The sequence below is a fragment of the Caballeronia sp. RCC_10 genome (assembly GCF_041360715.1).
Classification (GTDB): domain Bacteria; phylum Pseudomonadota; class Gammaproteobacteria; order Burkholderiales; family Burkholderiaceae; genus Caballeronia; species Caballeronia grimmiae.
On record NZ_JBFUPT010000002.1, the window covers coordinates 258,336 to 279,066 of the forward strand.

Here is a 20,731-nt window from a genome sequence, read left to right on the forward strand (position 1 = left end):
GTGATGCCGAAGCGCCTGTTTCACTTCCTGTTTATGAGTCTCTTCTCGACGGCGTCCATCGCGCTGCCGACCTGATCGAAGAAGCCTTCGGATTGCAGCTTCTGTTGCATCAGTTCATTGATGCCGCCCTCGGTCGTGCACTGCTTCGCCAGTTCGCTGAACGAGTCGTTGCCGACCTGAGCCAGCTTTGCCAATCCGGAGTAATAGCCCGCAAGGAATGCGCGCGCACCCTCATAAGGAACGCCTCTTGCCGCGAGCCACTTCGCCTGTGCCTCCACGAAGCCGTAGTAAGTCGACATCGTCGCAGTCGCCACCGAGAACAAGTCGAACTGCGCTTCCTCTGTCACTTCGACGGTCGTGCCGATCGCATCGAATATCGCCTTCGCTTGTGCGTTGCGAGGATAGACGACGGTGCTGCCCCTTCCGTGTGCCGTCGCCGGCAAGGGAATGGCGCGGACGATCGCTGGATCGCCGCGAAGCGATCGCTTCAGGCGTTCGACCGTCAGGCCCGCCACGAAGCTGATTACTGTCTGACCGGCCCGAAACGTCAGCGCTTGCAACACCGCCTCGGCGATGTTCGGGACGACGGCGATGCACACGACATCGCTCGCATCGACCACCTGCTGATTCGACTCACACACATGCACGCGATCATCGAGTTGCGCGAGTTGCGCGGCGACTTCGGCATTACGAGGCGAAAGCGATATTTCATGCTTCGCGCCGCCATCGCAAAGACCCGTGACGACTGCACGCGTGATGCCGCCTGCCCCAATGAATCCTATTCGCATATTCTTTCCGTCCTCTTGGCTTAGTCTTCCAGCTTGATCCACGTGGTCTTCAGTTCGCAGTATTGGTCGTGTGCATACACCGACTTGTCGCGTCCGCCGAAGCCGGACTGCTTGAATCCGCCAAACGGCGTCGACAAGTCGCCTTCACCGAAGCAGTTGACCGTAACCGTGCCTGCTCGAATCCGCGATGCGATCTTGTGCGCATGATTGACGTTGTCGGTCCAGAGCGACGCGGCTAGGCCGTAGCACGTATCGTTGGCGATACGCACGGCGTCTTCCACGTCGTCGTATTCGATGATGCAGAGCACCGGTCCGAACACTTCCTCACGGGCAATGCTCATGTCGGGCGTGACCTTGTCGAAGATCGTGGGCTCGACAAACCAGCCGCCCGATTCGGTTTGCACGGCCTTACCGCCGTACACCAGATTCGCGCCTTCTTTCCTGGCCTTTTCGATGTGCGAGAGCACCTTGTCGTAATGACCGGATTCGATGAGCGCCCCGAGCTTGACATCGGGATCGAGCGGATCGCCGGTTCTCCAGCCGTCCAGAACCGCAAGCACCTTTTCGAGCAATTCCGCCTTCTTGCTCGACGCCACGATGATCCGCGAGCCCGCGCTGCAGTTCTCACCCATGTTCCAGAACGCGGCGGCAACTGCGTTCTCCGCGACGGGATCGAGATTCGCGACGTCCGGCAGAATCACCTGCGGATTCTTGCCGCCGCATTCGAGCACGACGCGCTTCAGATTCGAATCGGCCGAATAGCGAAGGAACCGCTTGCCGGTTTCCGTCGAACCGGTGAAGGCAACGAGATCGACATCGGGATGAAGGCCCAGCGCCTGACCCGCGCCCTCGCCAAAACCCGTGATGACATTGAATACGCCCGCAGGCAATCCCGCTTCAGCCGCGAGATCCGCGATTCTCAGCGTGGAAAGCGACGTCTGTTCCGCAGGCTTGATGATCACGCTATTGCCGACCGATAGCGCCGGACCGATCTTCCATGCGAGCATCAGCGCGGGGAAATTCCACGGCAGCACGCCCGCCACGACGCCGATCGGTTCGCGCGTGATCATGCTCACGACGCCTGCGCCGGACGGCGACAATGCGTCATAGCGCTTATCCGTTACTTCGGCATGCCAACGGATGCACGCTGCCGATTCGGGAATGTCGAGGCCCATGCACTCGCTGACGGGCTTGCCCGCTTCGAGCGCTTCGAGCAGCGCGAGCTCTTCGGCGTTCTCGTCGATGAGTTGGGCGAGCCGCAGCAGGACCGCCTTGCGATGTGACGGCGCGGCCTTCGACCAGACGCCGCTTTCAAAGACTTCGCGGGCCGCAATGACCGCGCGATCGACGTCGGCCTGCTCGCACCGGGCGATCTTCGCCAGCACTTTGCCCGTAGCAGGATTGAGTGTTTCGAACGTTGCCTCGGATGCAGCCGCGCATCGTTGGCCATTGATGAACGCGCGGCCATCGAGTGATGCGTTCGCGGCCATCTGCTTCCATTCTTCGTATGTGCTCATGTTGACCTCGCGAAATCAAAGTTCGGCGCCTGCCGAGAGTTCCTTGAACCAAATGGCTGTCGATATAGCGATGTCAGAGATCGGCCGGCCGGGAAGCGGACGCGGTTTCGGTTGCTTCAACACCTGCTGCACGAGTTCGTTCGATTTGCCGAGTGCGTACTCGGCGATCAGCTTTCCCGCCGACGAACCGCGACTGAGCCCAAGCCCATTGCAGCCGATCGACTGATAGATGCCGTCGTCGCGCTTTCCGAAAAGCGATCCGCTATTCGCCGACAGACACAACGCGCCGCCCCACGTGTATTCGAATTCGACGTCCTTCAACATCGGGAAACGCCGGTCGAAAGACCGCTGGTGCATCGCCCTGGCTTTGCTTATATCGGCGTCCGAAATACTTACGTCCGGCCGGAACGCGAAATGATTGCGGACACAGATGCGATCGGTAATCAGCCTGCGCACCGTCGATCCCACGGGATCGGCCGGGATGAGCGCCCACGACGAGTGACCGCCGAGCCTCGCCACTTCGTCGCGATTCATTATGCGGGTCATCGATGCGAACGTGTACACAGGCAGCAAGCCGTTGGCGTCCTTTCCGAATCTGGCAGCGTAAGAGTTCGTGCATAGAATCACCTCCTTAGCGACGATCTCCCCTTCGGCGAACGTAAGCCTTCTCACACCAGCGCCGGATTCGATGCCCTTTACCGCGCTCGATTCGAATATCTTGACGTTCTCTGGCAGAGCAGCTGCCAGTCCGCGCATCAACGCAGCGGGCTGCACCGTGCTGCATCCCGGCGTGAGAATGGCGGCTTTATAGAAATCGCTGCCCGTCACCGCTCGAATCGCCGCTTCGTCGAGCCATTCGAACTTTTCACCGATGGTCTCCAGCCCCTTGGCGAAGTGCTCGAGCGCCCCCTTGCCGCGCTTGTTGACGGCGGCGTGATACTTGCCGTCGTCGCGCCAGTCGCAATCGATTCCATGTTCGATGACGGCGGACCGCACATAGTCGATTCCATGACGCTGCAAGCGGATATCGGCTTTATCGGCTTCGACGCTGCGCGAATAGCTTTCGCTGCTGATATCGTGCGGAAGGTCGACGAAGAAGCCCGAGTTGCGTCCGGCCGTGCCGCGTCCGATGCGGTCAGCCTCCACCAGTGCGATCGACGAATCAGGACTGAGCTCCGCAAGACGCCGGGCCGCGCAGAGTCCGGTAATGCCTCCGCCGATGACGACCCAATCGAATCGAAGGGTTGAAGCGACTTTCACCGCATTGGCCGGCGGTGGAAGACTTTCCCACCAGCCATTCACACCATCGGGAGTCGGTACGCGCCCGAAGTCCAGTTTGGAGCTCATACGATCTTCTATCTACTGTGCGTTGCGCAGCAAGGGTTGGACGACGGAAGCAAATGCCTTTCGTTCTGCGTCCGTCAGCGTGCCGAGCGGCGCACGCGCGTTGCCGACGGCCACGCCAGCCAGCTCGCAGCCGTATCGCACGTATTGAATGAATTTGCCGCTGCGTTCGAGCAATTCGAGCACCGGCAGCAGTTCGCTCATCAGTTGACGGCCTTCCACGAAATCGCCTTGCGTGCAGGCTTCCAGCAACTCGACGTGCGACTCGGGAATAAAGTTCGCCGCCGCGCCGACCCAGCTTTTGGCGCCCCATGCGAAGAACTCGAGCGCCTGATCGTCCATGCCGCAACTGAGCACGAGCCGATCCTTGAAGTGAGTCGCGAGATGATGCAGATGGCCGATATCGCCGGTGCTTTCTTTCATCGCCTGAAAATTCGGGCGTTCCAGCAGCTTTTCCAATACCGCGTCGCTGATTTCGGTGCCCGTTCGCGCGGGAAAGTTGTAGAGCATGATCGGCAGATCGACGGCGTCATCGACCTTGAGAAAGTGCGTCAGAAGCTCTTCCTGCGTCGGCTGCGCGTAGTAAGGCGTGGCCATCAGGAGCGCCGACATGCCCGCCTGCCTGGCGGCAAGACCGAGGTGAATCACATCCTTCGTCGTCGTTGCGTTGATGCCGGCGGACAGCACCGTCTTGCCGCCGACCGCATCGACGACCGTGTGATACGTCTTCACGCGTTCGTCGAGCGTCAGCGCGTAATACTCCCCCGTCGTGCCACCGACGCCCAGGCCGCTCAACCGGCCCACCAAGCCTTTTGCGTGCCTGGCGAGCAGTGCGTGATCGATTTCGCCGTCCGCAGTGAATGGCGTTACCAGCGGTGCGTGAACTCCTTCGAAGCTGACCATCGTGTTCTCTCTCGATTCGGTTATGAAGTTGCGGTAAAAGTCCGTACGTACGCCGTTTTCAGACGAGCGCGTCGGCAGGCGAGTAGATGGGGAACTGGCTGCACAGATCGCGCACGCGGCTACGCACTGAACGCTCGACGGCGTCGCTGCCCTGCGGATCGTTCTCGAGGGCGTCCAGCACATCGAGAATCATCTCGCCGACCAGCTCGAATTCCCTCGCGCCGAAGCCGCGTGTCGTGCCCGCTGGCGTGCCGAGACGAATGCCCGATGTCACCGTCGGGTTTTCCGTGTCGAACGGAATACCGTTCTTGTTGCAGGTAATGCCGGCGCGCTCCAGTGCCTTTTCCGCTTGCATGCCAGTGAGTCCTTTGGTGCGAAGATCGACGAGCAGCAGATGGTTGTCGGTGCCGCCCGTGACGAGACGCACACCGCCTGCGCTCAGTGCGTCGCCGAGCGCGCCCGCGTTTTTCAACACCTGGTCGATATAGGTCCTGAATTCAGGCCGCAACGCTTCGCCGAAAGCCACCGCCTTGCCCGCGATGACGTGCATCAACGGTCCACCGTGCAAGCCGGGGAATACCGCCGAGTTGATTTTCTTTGCGATATCGCCGTTGTTCGTCAGCACGAAGCCGCCGCGCGGGCCTCGCAACGTCTTGTGCGTCGTCGACGTGACGACGTCCGCAAAGCGGATCGGGTTCTCGTGACGCCCCGCCGCGACGATGCCCGCGATATGCGCCATATCGACCATCAGCACCGCGCCGACGCTATCCGCAATCTCGCGGAATCTGGCGAAATCGAGCGCCCTCGGATAAGCGGAATATCCGGCGATGATCATCTTCGGACGATGCTCTTCAGCCAGCCGCCGCACCTGCTCGAAGTCGATGCGATACGTATCGGGACTCACGCCGTATTGCACCGCGTTGAACCACTTGCCCGACAAAGCAGGCCGCGCGCCGTGCGTGAGGTGACCGCCGGCGTCGAGCGCCATGCCCATCACCGTATCGCCGGGCTTGAGCAGCGCAAGCATCACCGCGCCGTTGGCTTGCGCGCCGGAGTGCGGCTGCACGTTCGCGAATTCGGCGTCGTAAAGCGCCTTGACGCGATCAATCGCCAGCGATTCGATCCGGTCGACGTGATCGCACCCGCCGTAATAGCGGCGCGACGGATATCCTTCGGCATACTTATTGGTTAGCACCGTTCCCTGAGCCTGCATGACCGCAGCCGAGACGATGTTCTCCGAAGCGATCAACTCAATTTGCGTCTGCTGGCGGCGCAATTCCAACGAAATTTCAGAGGCAATCACCGGATCGCGGTCCTGAAGCGTCTCCGCGAAAAAACGTGCTGTTTGATTCATGTATCCGACTCCGACAACTTGCTGATATAACGTAGTCGATATTCCATTGGCGCTTTCTTCCGGACAGCTTCAGTGAAAGAAAGCGCCGGCGACGCTCACTGCTCGAGCCACGCTTTGACTTTCTCCGGATGCGCTTCGACGAACTTCTTCGCGGCGCCGGGCCAATCGTTGGTCGTATTGCCTTCGTACTCGATCGATTCCACATCCGCCAGCGTCAGCTTGAAGTGGTGAAAGAACACATCGGCGCGCGGGAACTTCGTCGCGAACTGCTTGGATGCAAAGCCGTGCACTTGTTCTTCGCCACCGAGTGCGCCTTTCGGGTCCTTCAGGTAGCGCATCTTCCACTTCTGCCACAGCCAGTGCGGGCTCCACACGGTCGTCACGACCCAGTTCTTTGACTGATACGCGCGGGAGATGGAGGCGAGCATGCCGGCCTCACTCGACGACTGCAGCTTGTAGCCGGACAGGTCGTACTCCTTCATCGCCTTTTCTGATGCCTGCATCAGACCGCCGCCCGGCTCGATGCCCTGAATGGTCCCGTTCAGCTTGCTCTTGACCTCGGGCTTGTTGAGATCGGCGATAGAACCGAGTTCGCTCTCGGGGACATAGTCCGGCACCGCCCAGCCGTTCTTGCCGCCGGTATAGATGATGCCGGTGTCCGCCATGTCGTTCTTGTAACGCGAGTAATAGGCCCCGTGCGTCACCGGCAGCCATCCGCCGACCATGATGTCGAGGTCGCCGCGCGCAACGCCCTGATACTGGATGCCGATATCGGCCTGCACGAACTTGACCGGCTGTTGCAGCTTCGTTTCGAGCACGTACTTCGCCACATTCGCGACCGCGAGCACGTCCGCCCAGTTCGTCACGGCGATCTTGATGGGCTCGGCCGCACCCGCCGATATTGCTGTCACGCCGAACGTCACGGCAAATGCCGTCTTTGCTAAAAAGCTTTTGAGGAAGCCGCCCACCATTTTGCACTCCTTTATAGTTCGTACAGTCGTTAGATCGCGTGGTTAATCGAGAGTGTTACCGTTCTTTCATCGGCTGCGCGAGGTGATTCGTCACGCTCGCGAAGCCGGACGTTCAGGTCTGCGCGGCACTGCTCGCGCCTTGCTTCAGGGACTTCGCCGACTCGCGCGGCTTCTTCTTCGACTTGACGCCGAAGCTCTCGGTGAGGCGGTCCAGCACGATGGCCAGCAGCACGACACCCAGCCCGCCCTCGAAGCCGATCCCGATATCGAGGCGCTGAATGCCGCTCAGAACGTACTCGCCAAGACCGCCCGCTCCGATCATCGATGCAACGACGACCATCGACAGCGCCATCATGATCGTCTGATTCACACCCGCCATGATCGACGGCAATGCGTTCGGCAGCTGAATCTTCCACAGCAATTGCGCATCCGTGCTGCCAAATGCGCGTCCCGCTTCGAGCAGTTCTTCGCGCACCTGCTTGATGCCGAGCGTCGTCAGGCGCACCACGGGCGGCATCGCGAACACGATCGTTGCAATCACCGCAGGCACGCGGCCAAGGCCGAACAGAATGACCGCGGGAATCAGATACACGAAGGCCGGCATCGTCTGCATGAAGTCGAGCAGCGAACGCAGCACCACTTCGACTCGCCGGTTGCGCGCGCCCCAGATTCCCATGGGCACGCCGATGACGAGGCTAAAGAACGTGGCGGCTATGACGAGCGCCAGTGTCGATACCGTCTGCGCCCACAGCCCCATGTAATTGATGACGTACAGCGCCACGCCGACGAAGGCCGCGAACGCCACGCCACGGCGCCAGAGCGCGAGCGCCATCAGAATCACGAGCATGGCGATGAACGGCACCGCGGCCAGGCCATCTTCGAACAGCTTGACGAACGCGCCGAGGACCGACGAAAAGGCGTCGAATCCGCCGCGAAAATGCTCGAACAGAAAGTTGACGAGGTCTTCCGCGAACTTACCGAAAATCGATGATGACGAGTTCATGCTGCTCTCCGCTCCAACACTTGCCTGAGGATGGTCCGGCACGACACGACGCCGGCGAGTTTGCCGTCACCGTCCACGACCGGGACGTCGTATTCGCGGCTGAGCGCGACCGAAGCCAGTTCGTGCAGGTCGGCTTCCGCTTGCACCGCATGCAGTTCCGGATGCAGCGCATCGCGCACGGTGCGATTGCCGGCCTTGTGCAGCCGGTCGAGCGTCACGCAACCCACGAAGCGGCCGGCCTCGTCGCAGACGTATCCGCAATCGACGTTCGAATCGATCATGTCCGTGAGATAGCGCTCCGCTGACGCGCCCACGTCGCACGCAAAGACGCCCTTCTGCGGCTTCTCCATCAGGCTCGATGCCGTCAGGAAGCGCGAGACATCCACGTTGCGGAAGAAGTCCCGCACGTAATCGTCGGCGGGAGTCTGAATGAGTTCGGCGGGCGTGCCGACCTGAATGAGCCGGCCGTCTTTCATGATGCCGATACGGCCGCCGATCTTGATTGCCTCTTCGATATCGTGCGAAATGAAAACGATCGTGCGCTGCTCTTCCTTCTGCAAACGCAGCAACTCGTTCTGCATCTCGAAGCGGATCAGCGGGTCGAGCGCCGAGAACGCCTCGTCCATCAGCAGTACGGAAGGATTGACGGCGAGTGCGCGTGCAAGACCCACGCGCTGCTGCATGCCGCCCGACAGCTCGCTTGGCAGCAGCTTCTCGTACGAACCGAGTCCGACGCGCTGGAGCGCTGCACGAGCGGTCTCATAGCGTTCGGCCTTCTTCTGACCCGACACTTCGAGCCCGTAAGCGATGTTGTCGAGCACCGAGCGATTCGGCAGCAACGCGAACGACTGAAACACCATCGACATCTTCTGGCGCCGCACTTCCCGCAACTCGATGGTGGACATCGGGGCGATGTCGCGGCCTTCGAGAATGACGCTTCCGGATGTCGGCTCGATCAAGCGGTTCAACAGGCGAACCAGCGTCGACTTGCCCGATCCGGACAGCCCCATGATGACGAAAATCTCTCCGGCGCGGACGCTGAGACTGACATCGTCTACTGCAACCATGTTGCCGGTAAGCTCGAAAATTTCGTTGCGTCCGCGGCCTTGCCGCATCATGTCGAGCGCGCGCTCGGGCTTCTGTCCGAAGATCTTCGAGAGGTTCCTGACTTGCAGAATCTCCGCGCCGGCCGCAATGCCGGCTTCCCTGCTGGAAACGGCGGCCGCGCCCTCAGGAACACTTACGTGTGCCAGATTGTCCGGCGCAAGGGTCAAGTTGGGTGTCATCTTCTGTTCCGACTGATAGTCAACGAATCCGGCAGCACACTGTCCGGCGCGGCCCGCATCGAGCGCATCGCGTGGCCTTGCTGTCCGGCTTTATGCCCTGTCACCAAACGGCTTTACTCGTCTAATGCGGCACATGCGAATCACACAGTGTTCTTATCGCCTGCAAATCAAAGCATCTGATTCGTCAGTGCTTGTCATCGGTTCATTCATGCACGGGTCAAAGCGTATCAAGTCAAATTCGAACGCCCACTAACATTTCCTTGGCCATATGCCCTACTTTTGGTAATGCTGCTTTTGAGGGAATTCACGCGTGCAGACGCACCACGTCAGAGCTATTTCGCCCGGAGCGTTATGGAGTGGGGCCTGGAGGCGCGTGGGAACCGCCCGGCTGCATCGATCGCCATGGCCGATGCTTTGCGCCTGGAACGGCGGACCTAGGGAATGTCCTTAAACGAACGACTAAGGGATCGCCCTTAGTTGGCTTACGGTAATGAACCGTCTTGCTTCGGGCATGGCGATGATTCGCGCATACGTCGCAAAAGAAGAACGGCCTCGGCGTGCATTCACGCCGAGGCCGTCACAGAGATAGCGGTCTTCTCGTCTTATCCGGGCAAGCGCTTCGATGCTTCCACGCGATGCGCGTCGTAAGAAGGCGCGTTGTCATCCGCCGGCAGGGACGATGCCTGCGCCGCCGACACAACCGCTTCGACCGACGGCCCGATTGCATCGGTGAAGGTCTTCGGATGAACGCCGATGGCGAGCACGAGCACGGCCATCGCGCCGAGCACGACGAACTCGCGCTTGCCGAGGTCCTTGAGCATCGCGACGCGCTCGTTCCTGATCGCGCCGAACATCACGCGCTTGTACATCCACAACGTATAGGCCGCGCTCAGGATGAGCGACAGCGCGGCAATCGCGCCGACCCAGAAGTTGAAGCGGATCGCGCCCATCAGCACCAGAAATTCGCCGACGAAACCGGACGTGCCCGGCAAGCCGACATTGGCCATCGAGAAGAGCATCGCGTAGGTGGCGAACTTCGGCATCGTATTGACGACGCCGCCATACGCATCGATCGAACCGCTGCGGGTGCGGTCGAACAGCACGCCGGTGCACAGCAGCATCGCACCGGACACCACGCCGTACGACAGCATTTGCACGACCGCACCTTCGGTGCCCATCGGGTCGAACGTGAAGAGGCCGAGCGTGACGAGGCCCATGTGCGCGACCGCCGAATACGCGAGCAGCTTGCGCATGTCGGTCTGCGCGAGCGCGACGAGACTGCCGTAGAGGACGGCGACGAGCGCGAGCGCGATCATCGCCGGAGCGAAGAAGTGCGATGCATCCGGCACGATCGGCAACACGTAACGGAGCATGCCGTAGCCGCCGATCTTCAACATGCCGAGCAGCACCGCCGCGCCGGTCGGACCTTCCGCGTTCACGTCGGGCAGCCATGTATGGACGGGCCACATCGGCACCTTAACCGAGAACGCCGCCATGAAGCACACGAACACCACCAGTTGCGGCGCGAAGCCGATCTTCAGGTGCCGCCACGCGTCGATATCGAACGTATGCGACTGGCTCCACAGATAGATGAGCGCCGCGAGCATGGCGAGCGAGCCGAACAGCGAGATGAAGAAAAAGCGCATCGCCGCGTACACGCGACGCTCCGAGCCCCATGTTCCGATCAGCAGATACAGCGGAATCAGCGTCGCCTCGAAGAAGACGAAGAACAGCATGCCGTCGAGCGCGAGAAACACCCCCTGCATGCAGCCCGACAGTATGAGAAACGCGCCGTAATACTGCGCGACCTGTTTCGTGACGCTGCGCCATGACGCGACGAACACGATCAGCGTCGTCACTGCGGTCAGCACCGAGAACCACAGCGAGATGCCGTCGACGCCCAGGTGGTACGAAATACCGAACTGCGGCAGCCAGTCGATCCTTTCGGCGAGCTGAATCGCGCTCGACGAGGCATCGAAGCGCGCGAGCAGCGGCGCCACCGGCAGCAACCCGAGCACCGCGCCGAACAGCGCGGCAGCGCGCGACAGCGTTGCGGACGGGCTGAACGTGAACACGAAGATGCCCGACACCACTGGAATCCAGATGAGAAAACTGAGTACAGACGGCAGATGCATAGTTTGAACGGTTTGAAGCGCAAAACGCCTCCCGCACGCCGCGTGAACGCGCAGGGACTGCGAAGTTGACGATGAGCTGACAGGCGGAACGGTTGTGCTGTTGATACGAAGCCCGGAACGCAACCGAATTGAAAGCTACGTTTTATCTAGGGTTAACGAGAATAACCCAAAGAAAAAGTTTTCGGGGAATTGGCGGGGATCAAAGTCATTGCGCGTGGCGGCATTGACAAGCCGGGCCAGATCGATTGACGCCTCACCGACGATCCGCCCTGCTCCGTGCTTGCCCTGATTTGCGCCGGGCGGTGTGGCCCTTAGCCTAGTGGCAAGGAGACAAAGAATGAGAAAGGTATTCAACGCTGTCGTCTTTGCCGTCGTCGCTTATCTCGTGGCCGATCGCGCCATGCTGCACGCCCAGGCGCGCGACCTCGACGCCTCGTCGTGCGTGCGAGGCGCCGAGCAGGTCCGGCTCGATGCGCTCGACAAAGGATTCAGCCACGCCGCCGCCAGCAGCCAGGGCAGCGCCTTCCGGTCGCAATGCCTGGTGACGGGCGGATCGCGGCCCGCCGCGTGGCAGGCGATGCGCTGACACGCGCCGCTAGAACTTCTCCTCGTCGGGCATCGGCCCGCGCGTCGGTCCCGGCGGCGGCGCGAGCCTGACGACGCGCCCGGTGCGCGCCGATTCGTAGATCGCCTCGATGATCCGCTGATCCTGCAGCCCCTCCTCGCCTGGCGTATGCGGGGTGCGATTGCGCACCACGCACAGCGCCATGTGATCAATCTCGCGTGCGAACTGATCGACCGGATCGATCGTGATTTCTGTCGCCGCGTTTTTCTCCTCGATCAGCATCCCCTTGCGCAGCCGCAGCCCGTTATACGCGAACGCGGGATTCATTTCGGCCCATGCCTTCGCGCCCTGCACGCGGAAAAATCGCGCCTCGTGCGTCGCGTAGCTCGACGTGCACGTCGCAGTCGCGCCGCTCGGAAAGCGCAGGATGAAATGCACGCTTTGCTCGACCTCGCGGAAACGCGGATCGGAAGCCGGCTGCACGACGGTGCCGATGACTTCCGTCGGCTCCTCGTCCAGCAGAAATCGCGCGGCGTTGATGCAATAGATGCCGACGTCCGGCAGCGGCCCGCCTCCCGCCAGCGCGCGCTTGAGCCGCCACTGGCCGGGATCGCCCGCGTTCTGCGAATTGCCGGCGATGAACTCCGTCACCGGCCCCAACTGCTTCTCCTTGATCCACTTCGCGACGAGGCGGTCCATCGGCTCGTACTGGCTGCGATACGCGATCATCAGCAGCCGATTCGCGTTGCGGCACGCGTCGATCATGCGCTGGCAGTCGGCGACGCTCGTCGCCATCGGCTTTTCGCATAGCACGTGCTTGCCGATCTTCGCCGCGCGCTCCGTGTATTCGCGATGCATGCTGTTCGGCAGGACGATATAGACGACTTGCACGTCGCGATTGTCGGCGAGGCGCTCGAAGCTGTCGTAGCCGTAGACGGTGGTGTCAGGCAGCCCGTATTGGCGCGCAATCTTGCGAGCCTTGTCGGCGTCGCCGCTGACGAGCGCGGACAACTTCGCATATTTCGACGATGCGAGCGCCGGGAAAATCTGATTCAGCGACAAGCGCCCGAGCCCGACCACCGCGAAGCCGACGCGCTCATCCGGACGAGCGCGCGGATCGGGCGTCTCTTCCTGCTGTTCGGTCTGGGTATCCGCGATGGGCGGCAGCTTCACGGCGTCGGCATCGCCGGGCGTGCCTTGCGCCGCGTTCGCAACGCGCGCCGTGCCGGCGCCGCCAGCAAGCAGCGCGGCCGCGACGCCGGTTCCGGTGCGCTGAAGGAAGCGCCGGCGGGGAGTGTGTGAGTCGAGCGGGGCGTGCTCGTCGTCGAGAGGCGGAGTCGTCGGCATGGGAGGGATCGGTGATGGTTGGAAAGGCGCTCGATGCGAACACGTGTTCGAGCAAGCGCCGTTCCGTTACATCGCCCTGTCGAGGACACCGGGTTGGGCAAAACAACGACAAGTGCGAGGCTAACGCAGGAGCGTCGACGCGAGCGGCGCATGCGCATTCAGCACCGCTTCGACGAAAAGATTCGCGGGCATCGGCCGGCCCAGCAGATAGCCTTGCAAGATGTCGCAGCCGACTTCGGTCAGGTGCTTGCGCTGCTGACGCGTCTCCACGCCCTCCGCGACGATTCGCAGATTGAGCGTCCGCCCGAGCGCCACGACCGCCGATACGATCGCCGCGTCCTCGGTGCCGTGAGACAGTTGCCCCACGAAACCGCGATCGATTTTCAGTTCCGTCGCGGGCAGCCGCTTGAGATACAGCAGGCTCGAATAGCCGGTGCCGAAATCGTCGATGGCGATCTGCACGCCGGTATGCCGAAGCTGTTGCAGCACCGCGAGGCTGACATCGACGTCGCGCATCGCCGTGGATTCGGTCACTTCGAGAATCAGGCTATGCGCCGGCAGATCGTGCCGGCGCAGCACGTCCTGCACGGCCTGCACGAGACCGTCGTCGATGAATTGCAAGGGCGACAGATTGACCGCGATGCTCCAGTCGACGTGCCCCGCGCAATGCCACAGCTTCAGTTGGCGACAGCTTTCGTCGAGCACCCACATGCCGATCGGCACGATCGCCCCGGTCTTCTCCGCGAGCGCGATGAAGCGGTCCGGCGACAACAACCCGCGCACCGGATGATTCCAGCGCAGCAGCGCTTCCGCGCCGACCGCCGCGCCGCTCAGCGCGGCGAACTTGGGCTGGAAATGAAGGACCATCTCGCCGGCCGTGAGCGCCGAACGCAACTCATGAGCGAGCTGCATCTGCTCATAGACGTCGGCCTGCATCGACGGCTCGAAGAAGCAGCAACTGCCGCTGCCGAGCGCCTTCGCGTGGTACATCGCTGCATCGGCGTTGCTGAGCAGTTCCTCCTGATCCGCGCCGTTGTCAGGATAAATGGCAATGCCGATGCTGAGCGAAATGCGGACATCGTGGCCTTCCACCTGAAACGGCGCTTCGATCGCCCGTGCCAACGCCTGCGCGACCGCCGCCGCGCCCGTCGCATCCCCGACGTCGGATAGCAGCACGAACTCGTCGCCGCCGACGCGGGCGATCGTATCGTGCGATCGCAGTGCATCCCGCAGCCGCCGCGACACGTCGACGAGCAGCTTGTCCCCGACGCGATGACCGAGCGCGTCATTGACCGCCTTGAAGCTGTCGAGGTCCATGAACATCAGCGTGAAGCGGCCTTTCGTGTGCCGCGCGCCCCGCACCAGTTGTTCGAGCCGGTCTTCGAGCAGCACGCGGTTGGGCAAGCCGGTGAGGCTGTCGTGAAGCGCAAGAAAGGCGAGTTCCTTGTTCGCCTCCGCGAGCGACGCCGCGAGCACCGCCGTGCGCGCTTCCATGCGCAAGTCGAGCACGGAGATGATCAGCGCGATGGCGATCACCGCCAGCGTCACGAGGATCACCACCAGCGCGAGCCACGCGGGGTCGGAGCCGTCCCGCGCGGCATCGCAGATGCTGCCGGGCGGAAAATGCGCGGCGGCCATGCCCGTGTAATGCATGCCGACGATCGCGACGCCCATCACCAGCGATGCGATCCCGCGAAGAAAGAGCCTGCCCGACGCCTGCCGCAAGCGGAAAGCGATCCACAGCGCCGCGCCCGACGCCACGATGGCGATGGTCACGGACAACACGACGAGCGCCGGTTCGTACTCGATGCCCGGCCGCATCCGCATGGCCGCCATGCCGGTGTAGTGCATGCCCGCGATGGCCGGCCCCATCAGCAAGGCGCCAACGATGAGCCGCGATAAAGGAAGCGTTTTCTGGCCGACGAGCCAGAGCGCGAACATCGACGCCGCGATGGCGATCAGCAGCGACAGCAGCGTGATCGCCGGGTCGTAGCCGAGCGCAATCGGCAAGTTGAACGCGAGCATGCCGATGAAGTGCATCGACCAGATGCCGAGGCCCATCGCGCATGCGCCGCCGATCATCCAGTAGCGCGCGGCGCGCCCCTCGGCAAGCGCGATGCGCCCCGCCATATCGAGCGCGGTATAGGCGGCCAGCATGGCCACGAGGAGCGAACAGACGACCAACAGCGGGTTATAGGTATTGGCGAGCATCGGCCGTTATCGTTGGAAGCGCCAATCGTCGATCATCCCTCGTGCGCGGATGTCGGTGGAGCGGAGGTTTTGGCCGCCGGGCGAACTTGCCCGAAACTACGCAATAACGCGGCCCCACGAGCGAGCAAGTATGTTGCCAACCATCAGGCTTGGCAATCGAAAACATTCATAGGATTGCCTTTTCGACAGCACTTTGTCCTGGTCAGGAAAAGCGGCGGCGCGACGGGCTTGAGCATTCGCCACGGACCGGCTTGAATGAAGGTAAAGGCCGCCCGCATCGGTACGCGCCTTCATCCTTCGGACACCCGCGATGATCTTTCGTCAGCTTTTCGATGCCGCGTCCTCGACCTACACGTATCTGCTCGGCGATGCCGGCGAGGCGCTGCTGATCGACCCCGTCTTCGAGCAGGCTCCCCGCGACCTCGCGCTTCTGCAAGAACTCGGCTTGCGGCTCTGCGCCACGCTCGACACACATGTGCATGCCGATCACGTGACCGGCGCGTGGCGGCTGCGCCGTCGATGCGGCAGCTCGATCGGGCTCGCGGAAGCAGCGGGCGCCGAGGGCGTGGACCGGCCGTTGAAACATGGCGATCGCATCGGCTTCGGCGGCCGCCATCTGACGGTCCGCGCAACGCCCGGTCACACCAACGGCTGCCTCACCTATGTGCTCGACGATGAGCGCATGGCCTTTACCGGCGACAGCCTGCTGATTCGCGGCTGTGGCCGCACCGATTTCCAGCACGGCAATCCACGCCAGTTGTTCGCGTCGGTGCGCGAGCAAATCCTGACGCTGCCCGCCGATTGCCTGCTCTACCCCGCGCACGATTATCGCGGCATCACCGTGACGAGCGTCGCGGAGGAGCGGCGCTTCAATCCGCGCCTCGGCGGCGACGTGAATCTCGGCGACTTCATGGGCCACATGAGCCACCTCGATCTGCCGCATCCGAAACGGATGGCCGTGGCGGTGCCCGCGAACCTGCGCTGCGGACAGCCGGAAGACGACGCGCAGGCCGACGACATGCCGGACTGGGCGCCGCTCACGCTGCGATTCAGCGGCGTATGGGAGATCGAACCGACGGCGCTCCTGGAGCAGCAAGGCGCGCTGCAAATCGTCGATGTCCGCGAGGCGCCCGAGTTCATCGACCGGCTGGGGCATCTGCCGGGCGCGAAGCTCGTGCCGCTGTCGCACCTGGTCGACCGGCTCGACGAACTGGATCGCGAGCGGCCGGTCGTGACGGTGTGCCGCTCGGGCGTGCGGTCCGCTCAGGCCAGCGTGCTGCTGACCAAAGCCGGCTTCGGGAAGGTGGCGAATCTCGCCGGCGGCATGTTGAGGTGGAAGGCGGAGGGCTTGCCGGTGGAGGCGGACGCCGTCTCGCCATGACGGGCCGCGTCGCTGCCGGATGCTTCGTTACGCCGCCTCGCGCGCCGCCGCATGCCCTGCCGGCTTTGCGAGCCCGAAGTGGCTGCGCAGCGTATCGCCTTGATACGCGCGACGGAAGATGCCGCGCCGCTGCAGAATCGGCACGACGCCTTCCGTGAACGCTTCAAGCCCGTCGGGCAGAACGTCGGGCATCAGGTTGAAGCCATCGGCGGCGCCGTTTTCGAACCAGTGCGCGATGTCGTCGGCGATCTGTTCCGGCGTTCCGACGATCACGCGATGCCCGCCCCCGCCCGCCAGCGCCCGCACCAGCTCACGCACCGTGTAGCCGTGCGTGCGCGCCTGCGCGAGCGTCGCGTTGAAGAACGTGTGATTGCCGTTGCCGTTATTGGGCAGCGGCAGATCGTCGGGCAGACGCTTGTCGAGCGAGAGCGAATCGACCGGCACGCCGAGCGTTCCCGCCAGCCGGTTCAGGCTGTAGCGCCACGGAATCAGGTCGACGAGTTCGTCGCGGCGGCGCAGCGCTTCGGCCTCGGTCGCGCCGATGATCGTCGTCAGCCCGGCCAGCACCTTCACCGCGTTCGGGCCGCGTCCGTAACGCGCGGCGCGTGCGTTCAGGTCTTCTCGATACGCCCGCGACTCATCGAACGATTGCGACGCCGAGAACACCGCTTCCGCGTGACGCGCGGCGAGATCGCGCCCGTCGCCGGATGCGCCTGCCTGCACCAGCACCGGATGACCCTGCGCCGAGCGCGGCAGATTCAGCGCGCCCTGCACGCCGAAGAAGCGCCCGCGATGCGCAGCGGGATGCAGCTTGCCGAGATCGACGAAGCGGCCGCTCGCCTTGTCCGCGATGAACGCGTCGTCTTCCCAGCTGTTCCACAGCGCCTTGACGAGCGACGCGAATTCGTCGGCGCGGGCATAGCGTTGCGCGTGATCGGGCACGGCGTCGAGCCCGAAGTTGCGGGCGGAGGGCAGATCCGCCGTCGTCACGATGTTCCATCCCGCGCGCCCCTTGCTGACGAGGTCGAGCGTCGCGAACCGCCGCGCGATGTTGTACGGCTCGTTATAGCTCGTCGATGCCGTCGCGATCAGCCCGATATGCGTCGTCGCGGCGGCGATGCTCGTGAGCAGCAGCGTCGGTTCGAGCGCGGTGATCGGACGCATGTCGAGCTGGTCGGAGATTGCGGCGTTATCGGCGAGAAAGATCGCATCGAGGCACGCGCGCTCCGCGGTCTGGGCGAGGCGCACGTAATGGTTCACGTCGATGAAGGCGCGCGGATCGGCGTCGGGCACGCGCCACGCGGACGGCACGAAGCCCGAGTGCAGCGCGTTGATGTTCAGATGCAACTGGCGCGGAAATTCGCCGCTCATGGAAGACTCCAGTTCGAATGATGGGCGAAGCGCGTCAGAACACGCGTCCTTCGGTGAGATGCGTCGTCACGCCGTTCAGCTCGTAATCGCCGATGACGCGCGATTTGTGCAGCAGCGGGTTGTGACTGAAGATCGTGCGCAGATTGCGCCAGTGACGGTCGAAGTTATGCGCGCGCGCCGTCGCCGATGCGCCGCCTGCCTCGAACATGCGCTCGGCTGCATAGAGCGCCAGCTTGCTGACGACGAGCTGCGTGCGCGCGGTGGCCAGCGCGCCTTCGAGCACGAGCGCATCGGCATCGGCGCTGCCGTTGCGAATCGCCCGCGACGAGCGATCGAGCACGCGTGCGTTGTCGCGCACGAGCGCGTCGATCGCATGGCTATGCGCCGACAACTCGCCGATCACTTGCTGAATGAAGCCGTCTTCCCGCGCGGACGGCGCGGGACTGTGCAGCACCGGACGCCCGTGACGAAGCACGTAGCGCTTCGCATCGGCCACGACGTTGCGCACGATGCCCGCCGCCACCGCCACCAGATGCAGTTGCCGCAGCGCGCCGCCGTGACGTCCCGCGAGCGTCGTCAGCGTGCGCGGCGTGACTTCGTCTGCGTGCACGATCAGGTCATCGAACACGAGGCTGCCGCTCGCGGTCATGCGCTGGCCCATGCCGTCCCAGTCGTCGAGCACGTTCAGCCCTTCGCGCTTCGTCGGCACGATGGCGATGACCGGCTCGCCGGTTTCGTCCTGCACGTTGAGACGCGCATAGTCGGAGAACGCCGTGCCCGTCGCGTAGTATTTGCGGCCGCTCAGGCGATAGTGATCGCCGTCGCGCCTGAGTTGCGTCGTGATTTCGCCGGGCCGCGACGTGCCCGCTTCCGTCGATGCGCCGCCGAAGATCGCGCCTTCCGCCACGCGTCTGATCTGCAGTTCGTTGAACGGCGTGCGCGGTGACAGCAAGAGCGCTTCGGTCTGATCGAAATGAATGCGCAACGCATGCGCGACATTGCTCTCATGCGCGGCGAGCGTCGATATCACGTGGAAGACATCTTCGAGCGAGCCGCCGAAGCCGCCCCATTCCACCGGCAGACGTAGCTTGCCGAGCCCCGATTCACGAAAGCGTGCGAACGCTTCGAACGGCAATTCGCGACGCACTTCGCGCGCCGCCGCTTCTTCTCCGATCGCCGCAGCGAGCGCGGGCAGCGCATCGAGGGCCTGCTGCAAGGCCGCGGAGTGATGATGTTCCGGCATCTGGTTTCCTTGTTGGGTCATGTTTTATGCGGCTGCGCATCGAACCGGTTGACGGGAACCGCATCGAGCAGCGCGCGGGTGTAGGCGCCGCCGTGCATCACATGCACGCGATCAGCGATGTAGCGCACCACCGAGAGGTCATGCGAGATGGAGAGATACGCGAGCCCGAGGTCGCGTCTCAGTTCGAGGCTTGTCCGCGTCCCAGTAATCCGGGTTGCGTTCATGGACGATATTCGCGCCGCGCGTCCACGACTTGAAGCGGCGCGGATGAATGGACTTCGGCGGTTCGATGGAGACCGCGACATCTGCCGACGTGAACGGCTGGCCATCGTGGCATTGGCTTGAGTTCGAAGCCGTATGCAAGCAGCCCTTCGATCACTTTCAAGCTCGCGACTAGCGCGGATTCGGTCGTCCGCAAGATCGGCACGAGCACGGGCGGCTCGGGGTTGATCGCCACGTTCAGCGTGCTGCCGCGCCGGGGCGCCGCGCCCTGATTCCGTGCGAATGCCAGTGAAGACAGTCCCGTCGATGCGATGGCCGCATCGGATGAAATCAGGAAGTCATGTCGATTGAAGCCTGCCATGTAATGCCGTTCCTTTGCGTATCGTTGAGCGTCCGGTTCGCCGTTGCGCGTGCAAATCGTGCTGCTGTCGCAGCGCTCACGGTAAGACGGACCGGCGTGCAAAGGAACAAATGCTTATGCATAACTAAAGCGCACATCGTCGAATAAGCTAGTGCGATGAATTGCTATGCGAGCGTCAACACGAAATCGAATCGCGCCGTCTTGCGCCCGCCCTCGTCGCCTGTCGCGACCAGCAAGCGCCGGTCGAACAGCGAATCGCGCGCGTTACGCGGCTCGTTTGGAAAGTACAGTTGCGTGGTCAGCACCGCTCCATTGGGCGGCTGCACGTTCACGTGAAAATGGCGCGTTCTCCCCGGATACAGCCCCGGCACGATGGTCTCCAGCCGATACCGTCCCTCGCCATCCGCAAACTGATGCCCGCGCAGCCGGAAGCCGTCGACGTCGTATTCGCCGGCATCGTCGGCGTGCCAGAAATCGAGGAGCGCGCCCGGCACCGGCTGGCATTGCGATGACCATACGCGCCCGCTCAACACGACCTTCGTCCCGCCGATGCCCGCTTCCAGCAGCGATGTCCGCTTCGGCGAGCGCGGCAGGAAGAACGGACCCGCCGTCTGGCGCGGCGTCGGCTCGTGTGCGTCGCTGCAGGCAGGCGTGGCGGCGAGCGCGGGCTTCGCATTGCCGAAAGCCATCAGCAGCAGCGCGGACGGCAAGACACGCGACTCGAGCAAG

At 63.0% G+C, this 20,731-nt stretch carries 18 protein-coding genes; 2 read left to right on the forward strand and 16 right to left on the reverse strand.

The genetic code is table 11. From position 1 onward, the window contains the following. Positions 1–20: 20 nt before the first annotated feature. The 9 genes from AB6804_RS05690 to AB6804_RS05730 all read right to left on the reverse strand — a co-directional run bounded on the left by AB6804_RS05690 (position 21) and on the right by AB6804_RS05730 (position 11,301). Positions 21–788: a pyrroline-5-carboxylate reductase gene (locus tag AB6804_RS05690; protein WP_370885620.1), complete on the reverse strand. Its 768-nt coding sequence runs from the start codon at positions 786–788 to the stop codon at positions 21–23. Positions 789–808: 20 nt separating this feature from the next. Continuing rightward, positions 809–2,305 carry an aldehyde dehydrogenase gene (locus AB6804_RS05695; protein ID WP_370885621.1) on the reverse strand — a complete coding sequence of 499 codons (1,497 nt, stop codon included), beginning with the start codon at positions 2,303–2,305 and terminating at the stop codon, positions 809–811. 15 nt (positions 2,306–2,320) lie between these two features. After that, on the reverse strand, positions 2,321–3,652 hold the full coding sequence (locus AB6804_RS05700; RefSeq protein ID WP_370885622.1) for an NAD(P)/FAD-dependent oxidoreductase: 1,332 nt from the start codon (positions 3,650–3,652) through the stop codon (positions 2,321–2,323). 12 nt (positions 3,653–3,664) lie between these two features. Continuing rightward, on the reverse strand, positions 3,665–4,552 hold the full coding sequence (locus AB6804_RS05705; protein ID WP_370885623.1) for a dihydrodipicolinate synthase family protein: 888 nt from the start codon (positions 4,550–4,552) through the stop codon (positions 3,665–3,667). A gap of 58 nt (positions 4,553–4,610) precedes the next feature. After that, positions 4,611–5,906, reverse strand: coding sequence for a serine hydroxymethyltransferase (gene glyA, locus AB6804_RS05710; protein WP_370885624.1), 1,296 nt, complete (start codon positions 5,904–5,906; stop codon positions 4,611–4,613). A gap of 95 nt (positions 5,907–6,001) precedes the next feature. Continuing rightward, on the reverse strand, positions 6,002–6,877 hold the full coding sequence (locus AB6804_RS05715; protein ID WP_370885625.1) for a glycine betaine ABC transporter substrate-binding protein: 876 nt from the start codon (positions 6,875–6,877) through the stop codon (positions 6,002–6,004). Between the two features lie 112 nt (positions 6,878–6,989). After that, positions 6,990–7,880 (reverse strand): ABC transporter permease, encoded by an 891-nt coding sequence (locus AB6804_RS05720; RefSeq protein ID WP_370885626.1) that lies wholly within the window; start codon positions 7,878–7,880, stop codon positions 6,990–6,992. Beyond that, on the reverse strand, positions 7,877–9,166 hold the full coding sequence (locus AB6804_RS05725; RefSeq protein WP_370885627.1) for a glycine betaine/L-proline ABC transporter ATP-binding protein: 1,290 nt from the start codon (positions 9,164–9,166) through the stop codon (positions 7,877–7,879). The genes AB6804_RS05720 and AB6804_RS05725 overlap by 4 nt, the downstream gene beginning before the upstream one ends. Before the next feature lie 602 nt (positions 9,167–9,768). Continuing rightward, positions 9,769–11,301 (reverse strand): NuoM family protein, encoded by a 1,533-nt coding sequence (locus AB6804_RS05730; protein ID WP_370885628.1) that lies wholly within the window; start codon positions 11,299–11,301, stop codon positions 9,769–9,771. A 337-nt stretch (positions 11,302–11,638) separates the two neighbouring features. Here AB6804_RS05730 and AB6804_RS05735 point away from each other — a divergent pair, with 337 nt between their 5' ends. Continuing rightward, positions 11,639–11,887, forward strand: coding sequence for an adhesin (locus AB6804_RS05735; protein WP_370885629.1), 249 nt, complete (start codon positions 11,639–11,641; stop codon positions 11,885–11,887). Between the two features lie 9 nt (positions 11,888–11,896). Here AB6804_RS05735 and AB6804_RS05740 read toward each other — a convergent pair whose 3' ends face one another. Both AB6804_RS05740 and AB6804_RS05745 read right to left on the reverse strand, forming a co-directional pair. Next, positions 11,897–13,213 (reverse strand): Gfo/Idh/MocA family protein, encoded by a 1,317-nt coding sequence (locus AB6804_RS05740; protein WP_370885630.1) that lies wholly within the window; start codon positions 13,211–13,213, stop codon positions 11,897–11,899. Between the two features lie 120 nt (positions 13,214–13,333). After that, positions 13,334–15,424 (reverse strand): putative bifunctional diguanylate cyclase/phosphodiesterase, encoded by a 2,091-nt coding sequence (locus tag AB6804_RS05745; protein ID WP_370885631.1) that lies wholly within the window; start codon positions 15,422–15,424, stop codon positions 13,334–13,336. A 310-nt stretch (positions 15,425–15,734) separates the two neighbouring features. On the opposite strand from AB6804_RS05745, the gene AB6804_RS05750 reads away from it, so the two are divergent. After that, on the forward strand, positions 15,735–16,805 hold the full coding sequence (locus AB6804_RS05750; protein WP_370885632.1) for an MBL fold metallo-hydrolase: 1,071 nt from the start codon (positions 15,735–15,737) through the stop codon (positions 16,803–16,805). A 27-nt stretch (positions 16,806–16,832) separates the two neighbouring features. On the opposite strand, the gene AB6804_RS05755 is transcribed toward AB6804_RS05750, so the two are convergent. From AB6804_RS05755 to AB6804_RS05775, 5 genes are all read right to left on the reverse strand, one after another. Continuing rightward, entirely contained in the window at positions 16,833–18,176 is a 1,344-nt protein-coding gene (locus AB6804_RS05755; protein ID WP_370885633.1) for an LLM class flavin-dependent oxidoreductase, read from the reverse strand. Between the two features lie 34 nt (positions 18,177–18,210). Next, positions 18,211–19,440: an acyl-CoA dehydrogenase family protein gene (locus AB6804_RS05760; protein ID WP_370885634.1), complete on the reverse strand. Its 1,230-nt coding sequence runs from the start codon at positions 19,438–19,440 to the stop codon at positions 18,211–18,213. Beyond that, positions 19,437–19,643, reverse strand: a complete 207-nt coding sequence (locus AB6804_RS05765) for a hypothetical protein (protein WP_370885954.1) — start codon at positions 19,641–19,643, stop codon at positions 19,437–19,439. The genes AB6804_RS05760 and AB6804_RS05765 overlap by 4 nt, the downstream gene beginning before the upstream one ends. Beyond that, positions 19,640–20,002 (reverse strand): hypothetical protein, encoded by a 363-nt coding sequence (locus AB6804_RS05770; RefSeq protein ID WP_370885635.1) that lies wholly within the window; start codon positions 20,000–20,002, stop codon positions 19,640–19,642. Before AB6804_RS05770 ends, AB6804_RS05765 begins: the two co-directional genes overlap by 4 nt. A 164-nt stretch (positions 20,003–20,166) precedes the next feature. Further along, complete coding sequence (locus AB6804_RS05775) at positions 20,167–20,730, reverse strand: intradiol ring-cleavage dioxygenase (protein ID WP_370885636.1); 564 nt, start codon at positions 20,728–20,730, stop codon at positions 20,167–20,169. Position 20,731: the final 1 nt, after the last annotated feature.